This window comes from Paenibacillus sp. FSL R5-0486 (genome assembly GCF_037975155.1).
Lineage (GTDB): Bacteria > Bacillota > Bacilli > Paenibacillales > Paenibacillaceae > Paenibacillus > Paenibacillus amylolyticus.
Genome location: NZ_CP150237.1, coordinates 5,528,509 through 5,545,712, shown reverse-complemented (window position 1 = coordinate 5,545,712; position 17,204 = coordinate 5,528,509). Strand labels below are relative to the sequence as shown.

Below are 17,204 nucleotides of genomic sequence, written 5' to 3'. Positions count from 1 at the left end.
TCCTTCTTCATTTGATTTTAATATCATATCTCTAGCATTACATTAGAAGTGCTAACGAAAACAAAAACCTAGGTTCACGTCCACGCCAAAACTTCTTTAGTTCACCAGATGAGGCATTTCAACGTTGGGATCAACATCTGCTTCATAATCCACACCATCGGTTTCAAAACCAAACAGCTGGAAGAATTCGCGACGGTAACCTTCCAGATCGGACAGATCGTAGATGTTCTCTGTGGTCAACTCATTCCAGAGCTTCGCCACTTCTTCCTGAACGTCAGCTCTCATCTCCCAATCGTCAATGCGAATACGGCCTTCGGCATCGGTTGGAACTTCTCCTCCCGCATACAAGCGATCAGCGAACAGACGTTGCAATTGCTCGATGCATCCTTCATGCAAGCCTTTTTCTTTCATGACTTTGTACAATGCTGAGATGTACAGCGGCACGACTGGAATCGCAGAACTGGATTGAGTCACCAGCGCCTTGGCTACAGTTAAGTACGCACGTCCACCTTTGGCACTTAGGCGATCATTCAGCTTGTGTGCAGTCGCTTCCAGATGATTCTTGGCTTGACCGATGGAACCATCACGATAAATGGCATGCGTAAGTTCAGGACCGATATAAGAGAAAGCGATGGTTGTTGCATCATCGGCAAGCACGCCGCCTTGTTGCAGGGCATCCATCCACAGTTCCCAATCATCTCCACCCATTACGGTTACCGTCTGACGAATTTCCTCTTCGTTTGCCGGTTCAAGGGTAACGGAGCTGATTTCGCCTGTGTGGAAGTTCACCGTTTTGTTTGTGTAGGATTGTCCGATAGGCTTCAGCACAGAGTTAAATACTTCACCCGTGTTCGGATCGGTACGGCGTGCCGAGGCTACACTGTATACAACCAGATCGACTTGACCGAGTTCACTGCGAATCAGTTCAACGGCTTTGTCTCGTGTTTCGTTTGCGAATGCATCACCTGTAACGCTGTACGATTTCAGGCCTGCTTCCTCAGCGGCTTTTTCGAATGCAGCGGAGTTGTACCAGCCTGCGGAAGCCGTACGTTTCTCTGTGGAACTGCTTGGACGATAAATGCCGACTGTATTCGCTCCAGCTCCAAAGGCAGAAACAACGCGTGACGCCAGACCGTATCCAGTGGAAGCACCGATCACGAGCACATTACGCGGTCCTTTCAGTTCAGGCTGGGATTTCACATAATCAATCTGTTCCTGCACTTGCGCAGCGCAACCTACAGGATGGGAAGTGGTACAAATAAAACCACGTGTTCTTGGTTTAATAATCATTTATTTGCATCCTTTCATATTCAGCTCATGTTTCAGCATTTCGATAAAATGCTCTTACACATACTTTCTTATTGTAAAACAATTACCTCGGAAACGGAAACCGTTTCGTTTGATTTCGCCGGAAGGGTGGCGTTATATCTCTAATTTTGCGATGATGTGAATAGAATGTACTCGCTTGTTAGGATAGAAAGGACAGGGATACAATGCTGAAGGAACGCATTGAACTGCTAAGCAAAAGAAAACAAATCTCCCGTAAAGACCTTGTGGAAGGTCTAGTCACGCAGGCCCACTTTGCCAATATCCTGGCGGATCGTTATCCGCTACCTGAGGACTTGGCAGAAGCCATCGCCGGGCGTCTTGGGGTATCCCCTTCCTATATTCTAAAGGCTGCGGCTCAGGACGAGGAAACACTCGAACGGGCAGAGGTTATTTTCGAACAAATGTCTGTTCCAGCGTCGGCGATATCCGAAGATACGGTGCATGCTCTGGCAGATCGGGATGACACGCTGACCGTTGAGCTGACAACGGCCTTGATGAAGGCGGTTTATTATCAGCAATTAAACGATGTAACGGCTCATGAGTATATACATACGTCCTATCTCAATTTTTACCTGGAGAAATACGGTCGTCCAGACGATATCGATTTGCCGCGTCCGTTAGTCAAAGCACTTTTGTTCTATAAAATACAATATTATCGCTCCAAAATGGCTTTTGTGGATGTATTAACTCATGCAACCAGGCTCAGTGAGCTAGCGCTTCCTGGCAGTGAATTCTGGTTGTCTGTGCAAAATATCAAGATGGAAGCCTACATCCAGGTCAAACAGTATGAAGAGGCCAAACAGGTATTCGAGCTTACAATGCGTCATGTCTATGATCAGCGGATGTTCCATCGGTTGTCCGGGTTATATGTAGCATATAGTGGGTATTGCTTCGCAATGGGGCTGGTTCAGGAGGCACTCTCGGCATTAACCATGGCGGAGGCAAACCTCGTGTATGCGGGCAACCAGGGAGATCTGGTAACGGCGATTGCCAACAATCGCATTGTCATGTTAACAATGACAGGTGAACTGGATCAGGCACAGACGGAGATTGAACGATTTGAATCGCTATTGCAGCAGGAAACGGAAGAAACACAGCAGGCCATGCAGCCGCTCGTCAGTGTGTATCGATGCGAAGTGGCTCTGGCACGGAAGAACTGGGGCGTGCTCGCGCAGAGTGTAGATCAACTTTTGAAATGTGCAACAACACAGGACCAGCAGATGAGCGCAACCTTCTACCAGAGCCATCTGGCTCTTGCGCATGGAGATTGCGAAGTTTTCATGGAGCGGGCACTTGCGTGTCTGCCTTATTTTGAATCCGCGCAGCATGTCATGCGGCTTGAACCGTTATATGAGGGGATGGCCGTAGTATCGGAGGATCAGCGGAAATACAAAGAAGCGGCGATGTATTATCGGAAACTGGTCTATCTGTTACGCAAAAAATAGAGTGAGAATCGGCTTGGAAGAGCCTGATTATGACATGATTTTGTGCATTGCCAAAGCACTTGGCACAAAATATGGCCGCCAATTGTGAAATGAAGATCGGATTAGCAGATCTTTTTTTGCGGAATTAGCATAATTCTTTACCAAAGAAACGATTATCCCGTAATTCAGTTGCCGGATTTTTCGTTTTTTTTGTATGCCGCCAGAAGGGTATTCAAGGACAAGTCACGGTGTTTATAATTTAACTATAAATACGTGTTCAAAAAGTCTGGTTTTCAGTACCGAGAAGATGGAATGAAGCTAGAAATGGAGTAGCGGAGCGTAGGAGACCTACGTGAGCAACGGACATTTCGGCTGAATTTCATATTCGATGCTGATGATGCCGCTAGGCATGATTCGTAATCAAAAGTGGACTTTTTGAACAACTTCTAAAAACAAATAAAACAAATGAGGTGCTGGATATGGGATGGTTCGGTAAAAAGAACAAACAGGAAGATGCGATTGCTAAAGCGGATAAAATGATGAATAAAGGACTCACTGGCATGATGATGAAAGGCTTTGTATCAAAGGAACATCGGGAGGCCATCAACCAAAGTCTGGATTCGGCAAAGCAGGCACAATTGGCGGCAAGTGGTTCTCTGCCTTTAACAGCTACGGCTACGGTGGTGACAATCACCGATACAGGCAAACTGATCAACTTTGATCCGATTGTTGTGCTTGTATTGGATGTGACAGAAACGAATGGCAACCAGTATCAGCGAACATTAGAGACACTGGTGTCCAAAATGCAGATTCCACGAGTAGGCGATCGAGTGGGACTGGGCCAGAATCCAGCGAATCCCTCCGAACTGATCTACATGGGGCTAATGTCCATCTAGAAGGTATTTGGTTATAGTTCAGTGATACTCTATTTGAATAATGCGTATAACAACGAATAATAGATATATTATTCGAGGTGTTGATAGAGATATTAAGAGAAGGATTAAGAAAGGGTGGATCATATGGTAGGTTTCCTAAGATTCATTGGCGTATTAACGGTATTCGGGGTGGGGTTCTCCCCATTTCTGGCACAGCAGCTGTGGAATGATCCGTTTATGATTATGCAGGCATGGTGGTACATTCCGGCGATCTTTGCCGGGTTTGCACTGATCTTTGTTCCTGCGATTTTGAGCAATATTTTTGGCGTAGGTCGAGTGAAGACAGGTTTACCAGCAGTTGGGGTCATTAAGACTATACAACAGACGGGGACGTATATTAATGAACAGCCTGAGGTTCGATTGGGTCTGACGGTATCGCGTAAGGGGCGCGAGAAATACGATACCGAGATGAAAGCCGTCATTCCGCTGACCTCCATGGCACAGTTTCAACCGGGCAGTTTCATTCCGTTAGTAGTCTCCGTAAAGGATGAGCGCAAGGTAGGGCTTGATATGAAGGGGCAATTATCACAGGAAGATATGCAGCAATTGCTGGATGAAAAGATGGTACAGCAAGGGGTATCACCTGAAATGATGGATATTGCAAGAACAGGGGAAAAAGCAATGGCCAAGATCCTTGATGTCACTCCACTTGGAAGTGGTGGCAATAACAAGATCAAGCTTCAGCTCAAACTCAGCATAACAAAGACGAACGGTGAAACCTTCAATGTGACAACGCAAAAAGAAATTTTGTCATCTGCGCTGCCGCAGGTGCAACAAGGTCATATCATTAACGTCATTTATTCAAGACAAGACCCAACAAAATTGGTGTTGGCATTGAATGTACAGGAGCGACAATTAAGTGACTTATTCTCCTCCTGAGGATGTAGACAAAAGGAGGTCCTACAGATCATGTTTATGACGTGTAGGACCTCCTTTTTCATTTTGGTATGTATGAGAGATACAAGCAACGGACGGTTTTCAAACAATACCAAGGCGCATGCGATAAGAAAAAAGTACTTTTCTGGATTCTCCATCAAATACACGATTAGCCAGCGCTCTGAACTCGTCAGCAGCTGTTAATAGATCATCCGCTCCGAGTTTCAACGCCGTTTGCAGGCCGCCTTGGCTCAGGGCGAGATTGACATATCGATCGGCAGTGAATGTCTCGTGGTGATGAAATACGATTTCCCGGACATATCGGAACAGCCCGGACTGCTGAATCTGCTGCAAATGCCCATCCTTGCTCCATTTGTGTGCCTGACTATCTTGGGGAGCCAGACTGGCTGCTCGTTGATCTGCTTCCTTATTCAGCTGCAGATAGGCTTGTTCTAACTGCCAGTCTAACATTGGCGGCCAGTCGCAATCGTAGGCTGCAAATATGCCCCCTGTACGAAGTACACGTGCAAACTCGCGTAGTGTGGGTTGCGGCTCCATCCAGTGAAACGATTGCGAGCAGGTCAGCACATCCACACTGCCATCTGGTAGTCCGAGGTCGTGAGACAAGCCGGACACAAACCGCAGGTTATCCGGCTTCCCGGCAGATTCCCACTTGGATTCAGCTACAGACCTCATGTCATCGCTGGGTTCAAAGCCGATGATACGTTCAGCTTCATTAAGCCAGATCCACGAGGATAAGCCGGTGCCACAGCCAATATCTGCGACCATACGCGGTGTGCTGCCAAGATATGTCGTTAGAATATCCACCACTTCAGTCGGAGCAGCTGGTCGGTTCTGATCGTATAACGTACCAAAACCTTTGAAACGTTCCACATTGTTGCGTCTAATGTCTTGCATGGATAAACCTCCTTCGGGCAGATGGATGACGGAGAGTCAGCTGTGATCAAAAGTTGTATAGGCCTATATTATATCATTCATTGTTGGGAAGTTTGTTCATGACGTTCTGCAAATGTTCAACGGCTTTGATATGACGTCTGAGCAATTCCTGTCCAACATGAACAGGCTCGATTACGGTCAGCTCGGAACCAAACGACAGCAGGAAGGAGTAGAGCCATTCCCCTACATTCAGTTCGAGAGACACACGGAGCCTGCCATCAGGCTCTTTTTTAATGAGGGAGGGTTCGAAAAAATCATACACTCGGTATGCAATATTGCTGGAGAACGAGAGTGTAAGAGGAATCAGGACAGGAGTTGCCTCTGATTCAGGATCGTTTGATCCGGCAGTAACAGAGTGATCGTGTTTTCTCGCCAGAAAAGTCAACTGGGTGATCCGTTTCATCTTAAATGTCTCGAATTCTTTCCGATCAGGGTCATCATGGATATATCCTTTGAAGTACCATGTACTGTTTTTGAAAATAAGCTTCTGTGGCTCCACGGTCGGAATGCTCTTCTCACCATCCGAATTAACATAATGAAACGTAATCAGTTGATTCGTTAATATAGCCTGCTTCACCTGATTGAACAGTTCTCTCTCCTGCAGAGGGATGCTGCCCCATGGTGAGAAATTGAATTCGATCCAATCCAGCTTGTGATCAAAAAGGGCGGTTAACCGTTGCAGCATATGGGCACTGTTAAGATGGGGGATCGCACTGATGCTGTATAGTCCCATCAAAATTTCATTCTGGTCTTCTTCCGACAACAGAGACTTGTCCATGACATAGTTGTCCATAAGATGAATACCGCCATGCTTGCCGGTCGTTGTATAGACGGGAATGCCCGCAGCACTCAACCGATCGATATCGCGGTACACCGTACGTACAGAAATCTCGAACATACGGGCGAGTTCTGGTGCAGTGGCTTTCTTTTTCTCCAATAACAAAAGCAACATTCGAAATAGTCGGTTATTTTCCATGCTCTGATTATACCATGACAATAGGTGTCAGGGTATGGGTGATACACTGGTGTAAAAGTCTTACCAAGACATTTTGACTCAGATTTATAATTTGTTCTTCATTTATTGGGGAGTAGTGAAGGGGACGATATCGATTCTGAAGAAACGAAGTGTTCGCTAAAAGCTTTCTGTAAGAAAGCTACTTCGGAAGCAAACGCTATCATGGGATTTTTCCATTTAGAAATGGGAATAAAAGAAATCCGAGGATAACAGCGATCAGAAGAACGATTCGTAACCGGAACGGCTACTCGCATAATATCAAGCACTTTATACCGAAATGAGTTAATTATTAAGGAGGAACTGGTCATGACAATGAAAGAAGGATTTTACTGGGGTGGCGCAACGGCTGCCAATCAATTCGAGGGTGGATGGAACCAGGGTGGCAAGGGGCCAAGCACGTCTGACATGATGACAGGGGGAACCCACACGATTCCACGCCGGATTACGCCTGTATTGGAAGAGGGCACGTATTATCCGAGCCATGAAGCGGTTGATTTTTACGGACATTACAAAGAAGATATTGCCATGATGGCAGAGATGGGCTTCAAAATGTTCCGCATGTCCATCAACTGGTCCCGGATCTATCCAAACGGTTATGATCTGGAGCCAAACGAAGAGGGATTGCAGTTCTACGACAATGTTTTTGCCGAGTTGAAAAAGTACAATATTGAGCCGCTCGTAACGATCTCCCATTATGAAACCCCATTCGGTCTGACACAGAAGTATAACGGCTGGGCTTCCCGTGAAGTTATCGATTGTTATATCCGTTATTGTACAACCCTGTTCAACCGTTACAAGGATCAGGTCAAATACTGGCTGACGTTCAACGAAATCAACTGTCTGACGATGCCGATGGGTGCTTATATGGCTGCAGGTATTCTGTTTGAAGGTAAAGAAACACTGGTCGACGGAGTGGATGATCCTCAGACTCGTTTCCAGGCATTACATCACCAATTCGTTGCGAGTGCCAAAGCGGTGAAGCTGGGACATGAGATTAACCCTGATTTCCAGATCGGCTGTATGGTCGCTTTCATGACCACCTATCCCAACACATGTAACCCGGACGATATGTTGCTTGCACAGAAGAAAGACCAAATCTCTAATATGATCTGCGGTGATGTACAGGTTCGTGGAGCGTATCCTGGATTCGCCAAACGTTTCTTCGCCGAAGAAGGTATCCAGATCGAGATGCAACCGGGAGACGAGCAGACTTTGCGTGAAGGTTGCGTAGACTTCTATTCCTTCAGTTATTATATGTCTTTGGTTGAAAGTGCGGATGAGTCCCTCGAGAGAGCAGAAGGTAATCTGCTGGGCGGTATCAAAAATCCATATCTCGAAGCTTCTGACTGGGGCTGGCAGATCGATCCCAAAGGATTGCGTTACACACTGAATCATCTGTATGATCGTTATCAGATTCCACTGATGGTGGTTGAGAATGGCTTGGGTGCTGTCGATGTGGTCCAGGAAGACGGCTCCATTCAGGATGACTATCGCATTGATTATCTGAAAGGTCACATCGAACAGATGAAAGAAGCGGTAGCTGACGGCGTAGATCTGATTGCCTACACCATGTGGGGATGTATCGACCTGGTTAGTGCATCCACTGGAGAGATGAAGAAGCGTTATGGCTTCATTCATGTCAACAAGGACAACGACGGTAACGGAGACTTGAGCAGAACACCGAAGAAGAGTTTCCACTGGTACAAAAAAGTCATTGAATCCAATGGTGAAGAGTTATAAATTGGCTTAAAAATAACCAGACCCGCCTGTTCCCTTAAATGGGACAAGCGGTCCATGTGGTCCTGAACGAGTTCAGGACTACTACATATGAATATAAAAAATACCCGGTTATCCTTCAGTTAAGGAAAGCCGGGTATTTCTTTGTGTAGTTCAATAGCGGGCAGCCTAGGCCAGCCTTCTGCTTTGCAGTTGGGACATGCGCTCCAAATGCCGCCGATAAAACCATATACATGTGGAGAGCCAGCAACCACTTAAGAAGTATCCGCCTACGATATCACTTGGATAATGCACTCCCAAGTAGATACGACTTATACCAATGGTCAGTATAAATAGAGCGCTGGCAACAATCATCAGCACACGTCCGGTGACGGTGGGTACATGTTTCCAGATTAGAAAGGCCAGTCCACCGTACAGGCTAAATGCTGCCATAGAATGCCCACTGGGGAAGCTGTAACCACTCACTTCAATGATCCGGTTAATGGTAGGTCTGGCACGCTGGAATACCAGCTTGAGCAATGCATTTAACAGGGTTGAACCTGCGAGCACACAAGCCAGGAAGAGCAGTTCGCGTTTGTGTCGCAGGAAAATGTATAACACAATCATGGCGATGATGGTAATGAAGACCACTGGCATTTCGCTGCCGATCCAGGTGAAAAGGTGCATGAATTGTGTCATACCAGGGGATTCCAACCCCTGAATCCATCCGATTAAGGTATCATCAAATCGATGAATCTGGTTGTCGCTGATGGACAGGGCGATGCTTATAAAGGCGATCATGCATAACGCTGCAACGAGCAGCGGGAAGGAGATATTCTTTTTCCAGTTGTGTATCAAATGTTGAGTTCCTCCGTGATGGTTGATTTCGTATGTTGTGTCCTTGCGTATGTCGGACATAACGATATTTATATTGTGCTATAATTTTACAATAAATATAGCAACAATAAAAATATGTAACCTTAACAACGCTTATTCAAGCAGAGAATGTAGGAGGGGAGCGGTCGGAATGAAACGACGTTTGGTGATGTGCATGTTGATCTTACTGTTGGTTACGTCTGGGTTAGCTCTATTTCCCGGAGAGAAAGTGTATGCTTGCAGTTGTCTCAAGAGTGATGCTCAAAAGAGATTGGAAACGTATACCACGGTATTTACAGGAGAAGTGGTGAAGAAAGGCGGATCGCAGATATACCGGTATAATGGGGTAAGAGAGTATACCTTTGATGTAGATTCTGCATGGAAGGGAGTCAGTGCCAAAAAGATGAAAATTGTGGGGAGGGGCGGAGGGTCTGACTCCTGTGGCATCGAATTTGAAAAGAATCAGTCTTACCTGATCTTTGCCAGTCTGGATGAACGAGACAACAGGCTGCATACGAATCTGTGCAGTGGCAATGTTCCAAGTGAACAGGCTGGAGACGATCTGAAATTGCTGGGTGCGGGAAAGCTTGTAAGTAAAGAAGATTTTGGAGAAACCAAGGATGGTGGTGGGCGAACTGGGCCTTTCTATCTCATCTTATATGGCGGAGTCATTTTATTAGCAGCATTGGCAGTACTGTGGCTCTGGAGACGAAAGAAAAGAATCTGATTGCCCAACGGAAAAAAAAGCTAATCCCCGTACAGAACGTTAAGAAACATTGACGTTCTATACGGGGATTTTCAGGATTGTTGCAGCTAGTTCAGCTGCAACATGTATTCATAAGCCGTGACACCAAATACCCGTTTGAAATGTCGATTGAGATGGGTCAGATCGACGAATCCGCAATCGGCAACAGCAGCATAGACGTCCTTCTGCATTTCGATGGATTGACGGGCACGCTCTACTTTGCAGTTTAAGAAAAACTGGTAGGGGGATATGCCTGCTTGTGCTTTGAATTCACGGATAAATTGAAACTTGGACATGCCAAATTCGGAGCTCAGGTTGTCCAGCTTGAGCACATCTTCGGTGCTGCAAAACATGATTTCCTTGGCTTTGCGGACCAGGTTGTCCTGAGGCAACCAGAGCTTGGTGTCCATTTCCTTCTGAGCCAGCAGGTGAACCAGATCGAAGACCCGTTCGCTGCACTCGGCTTCGTTCTGTCTGAGTTGAACGGCATCGTTCAGCATCAGAATCTTACGTGCAAGCTCGGGATCATAGACGATGGGACTTCCAAAGCGCAATTCCTTTTTGCCTATAATCTCCTCTACTAATTCCGGCTTCAAATACAGCATCACATAGTCAATGCCAGCCTTATCATAGGAACTTCCATCATGGGACTGTTCACGGTTAAACAACATGACACCATTTTGGTGAGACGCCTGATATTGTCCGTCCAGGTTGTATTGTTGAATGCCACGCAGGGTTACGCCGATCGCATACTCTTCGTGGCAATGTTTTTTGTATGCAAAATCAGTAAAGCTGGCGGATAGTGCCAGCACGTCTTGCGACTTTTTATAGTTAAACCGTTCCATGCAGCACACCTCCCAAGCTTTAGATCAATCCGGATACTATAATGGCTGAGTATAACAAAAAAAGTGCCATGAGAATACTCAGTAATTTTTGGTGGCGATTCAGCAACGTTCTGAAAACCGTACCAAAAACAACCCAACTGGAATAGGCCAGAAATCCAATGAAGGTAATGAGCACCACGAACAGAAACGATGAGAATGAACTTTGATAAAAGGGCAATACATAACTTGGAATGACAGTGAAAGTAAACAAGACGACCTTTGGGTTCACAAATTGCATGATGAAACCGTTCCAAAATCCGGTAACTTGTTTCGGTGCATCCTCGGTGGTACCCATCTTGTAGATCTGGTACGCCAGATACACCATGTACAGGCCGCCGACAATCTGCATCACCTTCAGAATTCCGGGTAACACTCCCGCAAGAAGCTGATTAAGAAAAGCTGAAGCGGTAAGCAGCAGACCAAATGCCAACGTAGCTCCCCACACATATTGCATCGTTTGACGCGCCCCAACCTGTTGTACGGAAGAAAGAATTACGATATTGCTGGGGCCGGGGGTAAATGTTACGACGATGCAGTAGATTAAAAAAGATGCAAGATTCATAAGGATGATGCTCTCCTCTGGTTGTAGTTTAGTTCCATGATCATACGTCCATAGGGAGAAACCATATAGTACATTATTGCAGCAGGTACACCGTTAACAGCAGGAGCTTGTTTTTAAAAGATAAGGGGTGGTTTTCTTTTTGAATGATTGCGTTTACAATTTAGACGATGTACAAGGTGATCAGACGACTTGAGGAAGTGAACGGAATGAAAAAAATGCTGCTGGTTTACATTTTGCTAATCTCAGCCTTTGCGTTGTATGTATTGAGGTTTGAATACACCAGTCAGGTAAACAGTTCTTGGGAGGACCGGGGGCTACGCGGTGATATCGGAGAGACGTATATCATGATTACATTCCAGTCCGGGCTGGAGTATTGGAAGAGCCCGCTCAAAGGTTTCGAGGATGCCGCGGATGCACTCGGCGTGACCGTAGAATATCGCGGGGCTACCCGGTATGATGCGAAGGAGCAGACCATGGTGATCGAGCAGGCTATCGCTCGTAAACCCGCAGGCATTGCTATATCTGCAATCGATCCTCAATCGTTAGTTCCAGCGATTAACAAGGCAATCGACGCAGATATCCCTGTTGTATTATTTGACGCGGATGCACCCGATAGCCAGGCCTATTCTTTTCTTGGGACAGATAATTACAAGTCGGGTGTAATGGCTGCCGATAAAATGGCTGAACTGCTGGGTCGTGAGGGAGAGGTCGCGGTATTAACCTTGCCCGGACAACAAAATCATGAAGAGCGCACGAAGGGTTTCCGCGATACGATCAAGGCGAGATACCCTTCCATGCAGATTTTTGAAGTTGCAGACGGACATGGTGATGCGATGGTATCCAGAGACGAAACAATCAGAATGATGAAGGAACATCCCGAGCTGGCGGGAATTTTTGTGACTGAAGCTACCGGAGGGGCAGGAGCGGGGGAAGCCGCTCAAACTGCCGGGGACAGACATCCATTGCAGATTATTTCGTTTGATACAAATAAGACTACATTGGATATGATCAAGAACGGTACGATCTCAGCTACAATTGCACAGGGAACCTGGAATATGGGATATTGGTCACTCCAATATCTGTTCCATCTGCATCACCAGTTAACGGTTCCTGCCCCATCCTCATCCGGTGAAAATGCACCGCTTCCCGTGATGGTGGACACAGGGATCTCTGTGGTGACACGCTCGGATGTGGATGATTACTATGCCAAATAACAAGGAATATTTCAAGAGTCCAATGCCTTGGAGTAGGAGAGCAATTCTCTCCACTTTCAGGAACGGGATTCGGCGTTTACGCTTGCGTAATATGCCCCTTAGGTACCAGCTGATGCTGCTTTTTCTGTTATTCGCCATTGTGCCTTCCGTAGGGCTTGGGTTGCTTGTGAACTGGACGGTGGAGCGGGTTGTTGAACGACAGGTTGAAGGGCATACCATGCAACTGATTGGCAAAGTGAATGAAGCTCTGAACAGCAAAATGGAGAATTTGCAAAACATGACCTATCTGATTGCATTTGACCCGGAGATTGATGCTTTTATGAACGACAAAATGCCACTGAATGATGATGCAGGTATCGAACCGATGAACATGGACACCAATGCCGAAACGGAGCAAAATCGGTTATATGGCATCAAACAGACCTTGCAGGGATTCACAACGTTGTATCCTGAAATCGCCGGGATTGTTCTTGTCAATGCAAGTGGTGACTATATTAGCAACGAGATGTATCCCCGAGCGGAACAGAGCCTGATTCAGGAAAATTGGTATCAAAAAGCTTCGGCCAATCCGGGCATCTTCACGGTGTTGGGTCAGCCGAAAGAGCGTAATCTCACGACACATGTACGGTACAAGGATGATGAGATTGTATCGGTTGCGCGTTCCATAACGGATGAAGCGTCAGGACGTGTGCGGGGCGTTATTATGATTGATCTTAAACTTAGGTCCGTCTCTCAGGCTGCCCGTAATGTAACCTTGGGGAAATCCGGTTATGTGATGGTGACGGATGCAGAAGGTCAAAGTGTATACAAACCTGAGCATCCGCTAATAGAACACATTCCCACAGACTGGTTCCCCTCTGGTGAGAGTGGAACATTTACCGCCGAAACAGAAGGTGGAACGTTATTATTCATGTATCAGTCGTCTACCTTTACAGGTTGGAGAACGGTAGGGGTATTTCCCACAAGAGACTCGATATCCGAAGTACGCCAAATCCAGTTTTACGTGGTTAGCTTTGTATTTGTGGTGTGTTTGTTTGGCCTGAGCGCCTCTTTATGGTTCTCCCGTTCCATTGCTCAGCCCATTTTCCGGCTCATGTCCTACATGCGCAGGGCGGAGACCGGCAATCTCAGACCAGGCCGCTGGAGCGATCGCGCTGATGAGATTGGCATGCTTGGCAACAGTTATAACCGCATGCTGGCACAGATTAGACAACTGATATCACTAAATGAATTGCGGGAGCGGCAGAAGCGCGACGCTGAAATGCGAAGTTTGCAGGAGCATATCAAACCACACTTTTTGTACAATACCTTGGATACGATTCATTGGATGGCACGCAAAGAGGGTGCAGAAGATGTATCCGGCATGGTTGGCGCGTTATCTCGATTATTTCGCATAGGGCTTAGTAAAGGACAGGATTACATTCCGCTGCATTCGGAGATTGAGCATATGACCAGCTATCTGCAAATTCAGCAGACACGATACCGCGATCGTCTTCAGTATACATTGAATATTCCAGAGGAAATGCGGGACCTTTTTGTGTTAAAGCTGCTGCTTCAGCCGCTAATAGAGAATGCAATCTATCATGGAATCAAGGGCAGGCGTGGGCCGGGACACATTAGGGTGGAGGCCAGATTGGAACATAACAGACTGCTACTGACCGTTCAGGATAATGGAGCAGGCATGTCCAACGAACGGCTTGCCGAGATGCAGCATCTGCTCGAAGCTCCTTTGGCCAGTTTGGAAACGTCTTCGCCGGGGATAACAGGTAAAAGTTATGGAATGTTGAACGTGCAAGCCCGTCTTCGGCTGTCCTTTGGCGATGAGTACGGAATTGAACTGGATAGCCAGGAAGGGGAAGGAACGAGTGTGACCATCATTCATCCGTTGATGCGAGAGCTCCCACCAACCAAGCAAATCAATAACGAAGAGAGGCAGGAGAGTGAATGGGAAAATTCATGAAATCGACCGTGACAACTTCCACTGAAACAGATGAGACATCCGCATCGACCACAGTAATGGAGATTACGCCGGATAGCCATGTGGCGAAGAAATTCCGCGTGCTCATCGCTGATGATGAACCGATCATTCGTGAGGGGATTCGGGATGCCATTGACTGGGCAACTCTCGGGATGGAGGTTGTAGGTGAAGCGGAAGATGGCGAGGAAGCGCTGGAACGGGCGGCTGACCTGGGTGTGGATATTGTTCTCGTTGATATGAATATGCCATTCCTGAACGGAATCGAACTAATCCGTGCCCTTCAGCAGAAGTGCCCGGGCTGTCGTTACCTGATCATCTCGGGACATGATGAATTTGCATATGCGCAGGAGGCGGTTCGTCTTGGCGTAGAGGATTACATCTTAAAACCTGTGCAAGCAGAACAATTATATGCTGCACTTGAGCGATTACATCAGCGACTTACTGAAGAGCACCAGAGGACGGCATATGTACAACAGGCAGCTCATCAGATTGAACGTAATATCCCGTTGCTTCGCCAGCGATTTATGCTGGAGTGGCTGGAGGGGCAGGCTGAAGGGAGGGATCTGACGGAGCAGCTTGTGTTTTTGCGGCTGCCCGCCGTCCCACCTATGCAGATCGGGGTCGTACGCTGGCCTGCTGCTGAAGCTCGTCAGACGATACTGAGAGAGAATGATCGTCAGTTGTTTCTGTTTGCAGTGGAAAATATAATTAGTGAACTGCTGGGGGACGTGCCTCATGTCCTGTTTCGGGACGTAAGCGGGTTGATCGGCATGTGTCTGTGGCAGGAAGCCCCTGAAGAAATAGAGTCCCTTCTGGAACAACAGATTAGTTCTTGCCTGAATATTGCCATTCATGCTCATGTGGAGACACATGCAGGGACACTGGAAGAAACGCCGGATACGTACCGTCATTGCCGTGAACGGGTATTCGGTGAAGTGCAGTTGTCGCCTCTGGTTCGCCGGGCAAGACAGCTTATTCACGAAGAATATGCCGAGCGGGAATTGACCCTGGAATCGCTTGCTTCCCGTCTACAAGTATCTGCCGTATATCTTAGTCGTGTGCTGAAGAAAGAGCTGAATGATTCCTTTGTCACACTTGTCACGCATGCTCGCATTCGCAAGGCTATACAGTTATTAGATTCAACAACACTGCCGATTCACACCATAGCTGAGCGTGTAGGTTATGATACCCAGCATTATTTCAGCACTGCATTTAAGAAAACAATGGGCATTTCGCCTGTGCAGTATCGAAAGAACGGGGGGACGGCTTATCATCCTTCCGCGAATTAAATATCGTAATACAGTTGTTCATTCAGACGTGTGATAAATGAGATGGATGTGTTCTACTTCGTGTGAAGCGAAGTGGAGCATGTCCTTTTTTTTGACTCTGGTATGGTATCTCGTGGATCACACTTATACTTTAAGCGTTTCCATCAAAAGTTAAATTTTTATAAAAAAGGTTCAAAACGTGCAAAGACCTTGCGGCATCTCCAATGCTACGATTGGTCTCAGATAGGAACAGCAAGCAACAGGATGCACTACATGTATTGTAAGCGTTATCTTATAACTCATTCAGAACCGTATGACGTGAGGAAAGGGGAACTTCATATGAAAAAAGGAGCAATGCTCATCTGGCTTCTGGTGATGACCTTGATGCTCTCGGCCTGCAATCTGGCAGAGAGTGGCCCAGGCAGTAAAGAAAAGGGATATGTCGGTATATCGATGCCAACCAAATCATCAGAACGATGGGTGGGAGACGGGGAGAACATGGTCCGTCTGTTTCAGGAGCAGGGGTACAAAACCGATCTTCAGTATGCTGAGGATGTGGTCGAGAATCAGATTTCGCAGATTGAAAACATGATCACCAAAGGTGTGGATGTGATGGTGATTGCGTCCGTGGATGGCAACACATTAACGGATGTAATCAAGAAAGCACATGACGAAGGGATACAAGTGATCTCGTATGATCGGCTCATTCGTAATACGCCATATTTAACCTATTATGCCACGTTCGACAATTTTAAGGTGGGTGTGCTTCAAGCCTCCTACATCGAACAAAAGCTTGGGCTCAAGGATGGAAAAGGACCGTATAACATTGAGCTGTTTGGTGGCTCTCCTGATGATAATAACGCCTATTTCTTCTTCGACGGTGCGATGTCTGTCCTGAAGCCGTACATCGATTCCGGCAAGCTGGTCGTGCGCAGCAAGCAGATGACGATGGCCCAGATTGCGACCTTGCGCTGGGACGGGGCACTGGCCCAGTCACGGATGGATAACCTGCTGAGTGCTTATTACTCGGGTGATAATCTGGATGCAGTATTATCTCCTTATGATGGAATCAGTATTGGTATCATCTCATCCTTGAAAGGGATTGGTTATGGTACTTCGAACAAACCGCTGCCCGTTATTACAGGACAGGATGCCGAACTTGCCTCAATCAAGTCCATTGTGGCCGGGGAACAGACGCAGACGGTGTTCAAGGATACACGGAAGCTAGCGGAGAAGACGGTAGAGATGGCCAATAGCATTTTGCAAGGAAAACAGGCAGAAGTTAATGATGAAACATCATATAACAATGGAATTGATGTTGTTCCGGCGTATCTCTTGGATCCCATCTCGGTGGACCGTACAAATGTGGAGCAGGATATCGTTGGTACACAGTATTACACGAAGGAAGAAATCGGACTGAAATAA

General features: G+C 46.8%; 15 protein-coding genes. 9 read left to right on the top strand and 6 right to left on the bottom strand.

Annotated elements, in window-relative coordinates:
• Positions 1 to 96 precede the first annotated feature (96 nt).
• Entirely contained in the window at positions 97 to 1,290 is a 1,194-nt protein-coding gene (gene fabV / locus MKY01_RS24555) for an enoyl-ACP reductase FabV (RefSeq protein ID WP_036617082.1), read from the bottom strand.
• Positions 1,291 to 1,493: 203 nt separating this feature from the next.
• On the opposite strand from fabV, the gene MKY01_RS24550 reads away from it, so the two are divergent.
• The 3 genes from MKY01_RS24550 (at position 1,494) to MKY01_RS24540 (ending at position 4,567) form a co-directional block, all read left to right on the top strand.
• Positions 1,494 to 2,774: an XRE family transcriptional regulator gene (locus MKY01_RS24550; protein ID WP_339283970.1), complete on the top strand. Its 1,281-nt coding sequence runs from the start codon at positions 1,494 to 1,496 to the stop codon at positions 2,772 to 2,774.
• Between the two features lie 458 nt (positions 2,775 to 3,232).
• The gene (locus MKY01_RS24545) at positions 3,233 to 3,649 is read left to right on the top strand and encodes a hypothetical protein (protein ID WP_047844012.1); all 417 of its coding nucleotides are present in this window, start codon (positions 3,233 to 3,235) and stop codon (positions 3,647 to 3,649) included.
• 123 nt (positions 3,650 to 3,772) lie between these two features.
• Positions 3,773 to 4,567, top strand: a complete 795-nt coding sequence (locus MKY01_RS24540; protein WP_339287255.1) for a hypothetical protein — start codon at positions 3,773 to 3,775, stop codon at positions 4,565 to 4,567.
• A gap of 99 nt (positions 4,568 to 4,666) precedes the next feature.
• Here MKY01_RS24540 and MKY01_RS24535 read toward each other — a convergent pair whose 3' ends face one another.
• Together MKY01_RS24535 and MKY01_RS24530 are read right to left on the bottom strand one after the other, a co-directional pair.
• A complete protein-coding gene (locus MKY01_RS24535) occupies positions 4,667 to 5,482 on the bottom strand; it encodes a class I SAM-dependent methyltransferase (RefSeq protein WP_036674482.1) in 816 nt (271 codons plus the stop codon).
• Between the two features lie 73 nt (positions 5,483 to 5,555).
• Positions 5,556 to 6,497, bottom strand: a complete 942-nt coding sequence (locus tag MKY01_RS24530) for a YafY family protein (protein ID WP_255319889.1) — start codon at positions 6,495 to 6,497, stop codon at positions 5,556 to 5,558.
• A 345-nt stretch (positions 6,498 to 6,842) separates the two neighbouring features.
• Between MKY01_RS24530 and MKY01_RS24525 the strand changes: the two genes are divergently transcribed.
• Positions 6,843 to 8,276, top strand: coding sequence for a glycoside hydrolase family 1 protein (locus MKY01_RS24525; RefSeq protein ID WP_282320468.1), 1,434 nt, complete (start codon positions 6,843 to 6,845; stop codon positions 8,274 to 8,276).
• A gap of 165 nt (positions 8,277 to 8,441) precedes the next feature.
• Here the strand turns inward: MKY01_RS24525 and MKY01_RS24520 are convergent, their stop codons facing one another.
• On the bottom strand, positions 8,442 to 9,110 hold the full coding sequence (locus MKY01_RS24520) for a phosphatase PAP2 family protein (protein ID WP_282320469.1): 669 nt from the start codon (positions 9,108 to 9,110) through the stop codon (positions 8,442 to 8,444).
• Between the two features lie 169 nt (positions 9,111 to 9,279).
• Here MKY01_RS24520 and MKY01_RS24515 point away from each other — a divergent pair, with 169 nt between their 5' ends.
• A complete protein-coding gene (locus tag MKY01_RS24515; RefSeq protein WP_339283966.1) occupies positions 9,280 to 9,855 on the top strand; it encodes a hypothetical protein in 576 nt (191 codons plus the stop codon).
• Between the two features lie 86 nt (positions 9,856 to 9,941).
• Here the strand turns inward: MKY01_RS24515 and MKY01_RS24510 are convergent, their stop codons facing one another.
• Complete coding sequence (locus tag MKY01_RS24510) at positions 9,942 to 10,718, bottom strand: AraC family transcriptional regulator (protein WP_339283964.1); 777 nt, start codon at positions 10,716 to 10,718, stop codon at positions 9,942 to 9,944.
• 19 nt (positions 10,719 to 10,737) lie between these two features.
• Positions 10,738 to 11,319: a LysE family transporter gene (locus MKY01_RS24505; RefSeq protein WP_017686897.1), complete on the bottom strand. Its 582-nt coding sequence runs from the start codon at positions 11,317 to 11,319 to the stop codon at positions 10,738 to 10,740.
• A 206-nt stretch (positions 11,320 to 11,525) separates the two neighbouring features.
• On the opposite strand from MKY01_RS24505, the gene MKY01_RS24500 reads away from it, so the two are divergent.
• The 4 genes from MKY01_RS24500 to chvE all read left to right on the top strand — a co-directional run bounded on the left by MKY01_RS24500 (position 11,526) and on the right by chvE (position 17,204).
• Positions 11,526 to 12,533: a substrate-binding domain-containing protein gene (locus MKY01_RS24500; protein ID WP_339283962.1), complete on the top strand. Its 1,008-nt coding sequence runs from the start codon at positions 11,526 to 11,528 to the stop codon at positions 12,531 to 12,533.
• Between the two features lie 22 nt (positions 12,534 to 12,555).
• Positions 12,556 to 14,493: a sensor histidine kinase gene (locus MKY01_RS24495; protein WP_339287254.1), complete on the top strand. Its 1,938-nt coding sequence runs from the start codon at positions 12,556 to 12,558 to the stop codon at positions 14,491 to 14,493.
• A gap of 56 nt (positions 14,494 to 14,549) precedes the next feature.
• Positions 14,550 to 15,800 (top strand): response regulator, encoded by a 1,251-nt coding sequence (locus MKY01_RS24490; RefSeq protein WP_339287252.1) that lies wholly within the window; start codon positions 14,550 to 14,552, stop codon positions 15,798 to 15,800.
• Between the two features lie 318 nt (positions 15,801 to 16,118).
• Positions 16,119 to 17,204, top strand: a complete 1,086-nt coding sequence (gene chvE, locus MKY01_RS24485; protein WP_339283960.1) for a multiple monosaccharide ABC transporter substrate-binding protein — start codon at positions 16,119 to 16,121, stop codon at positions 17,202 to 17,204.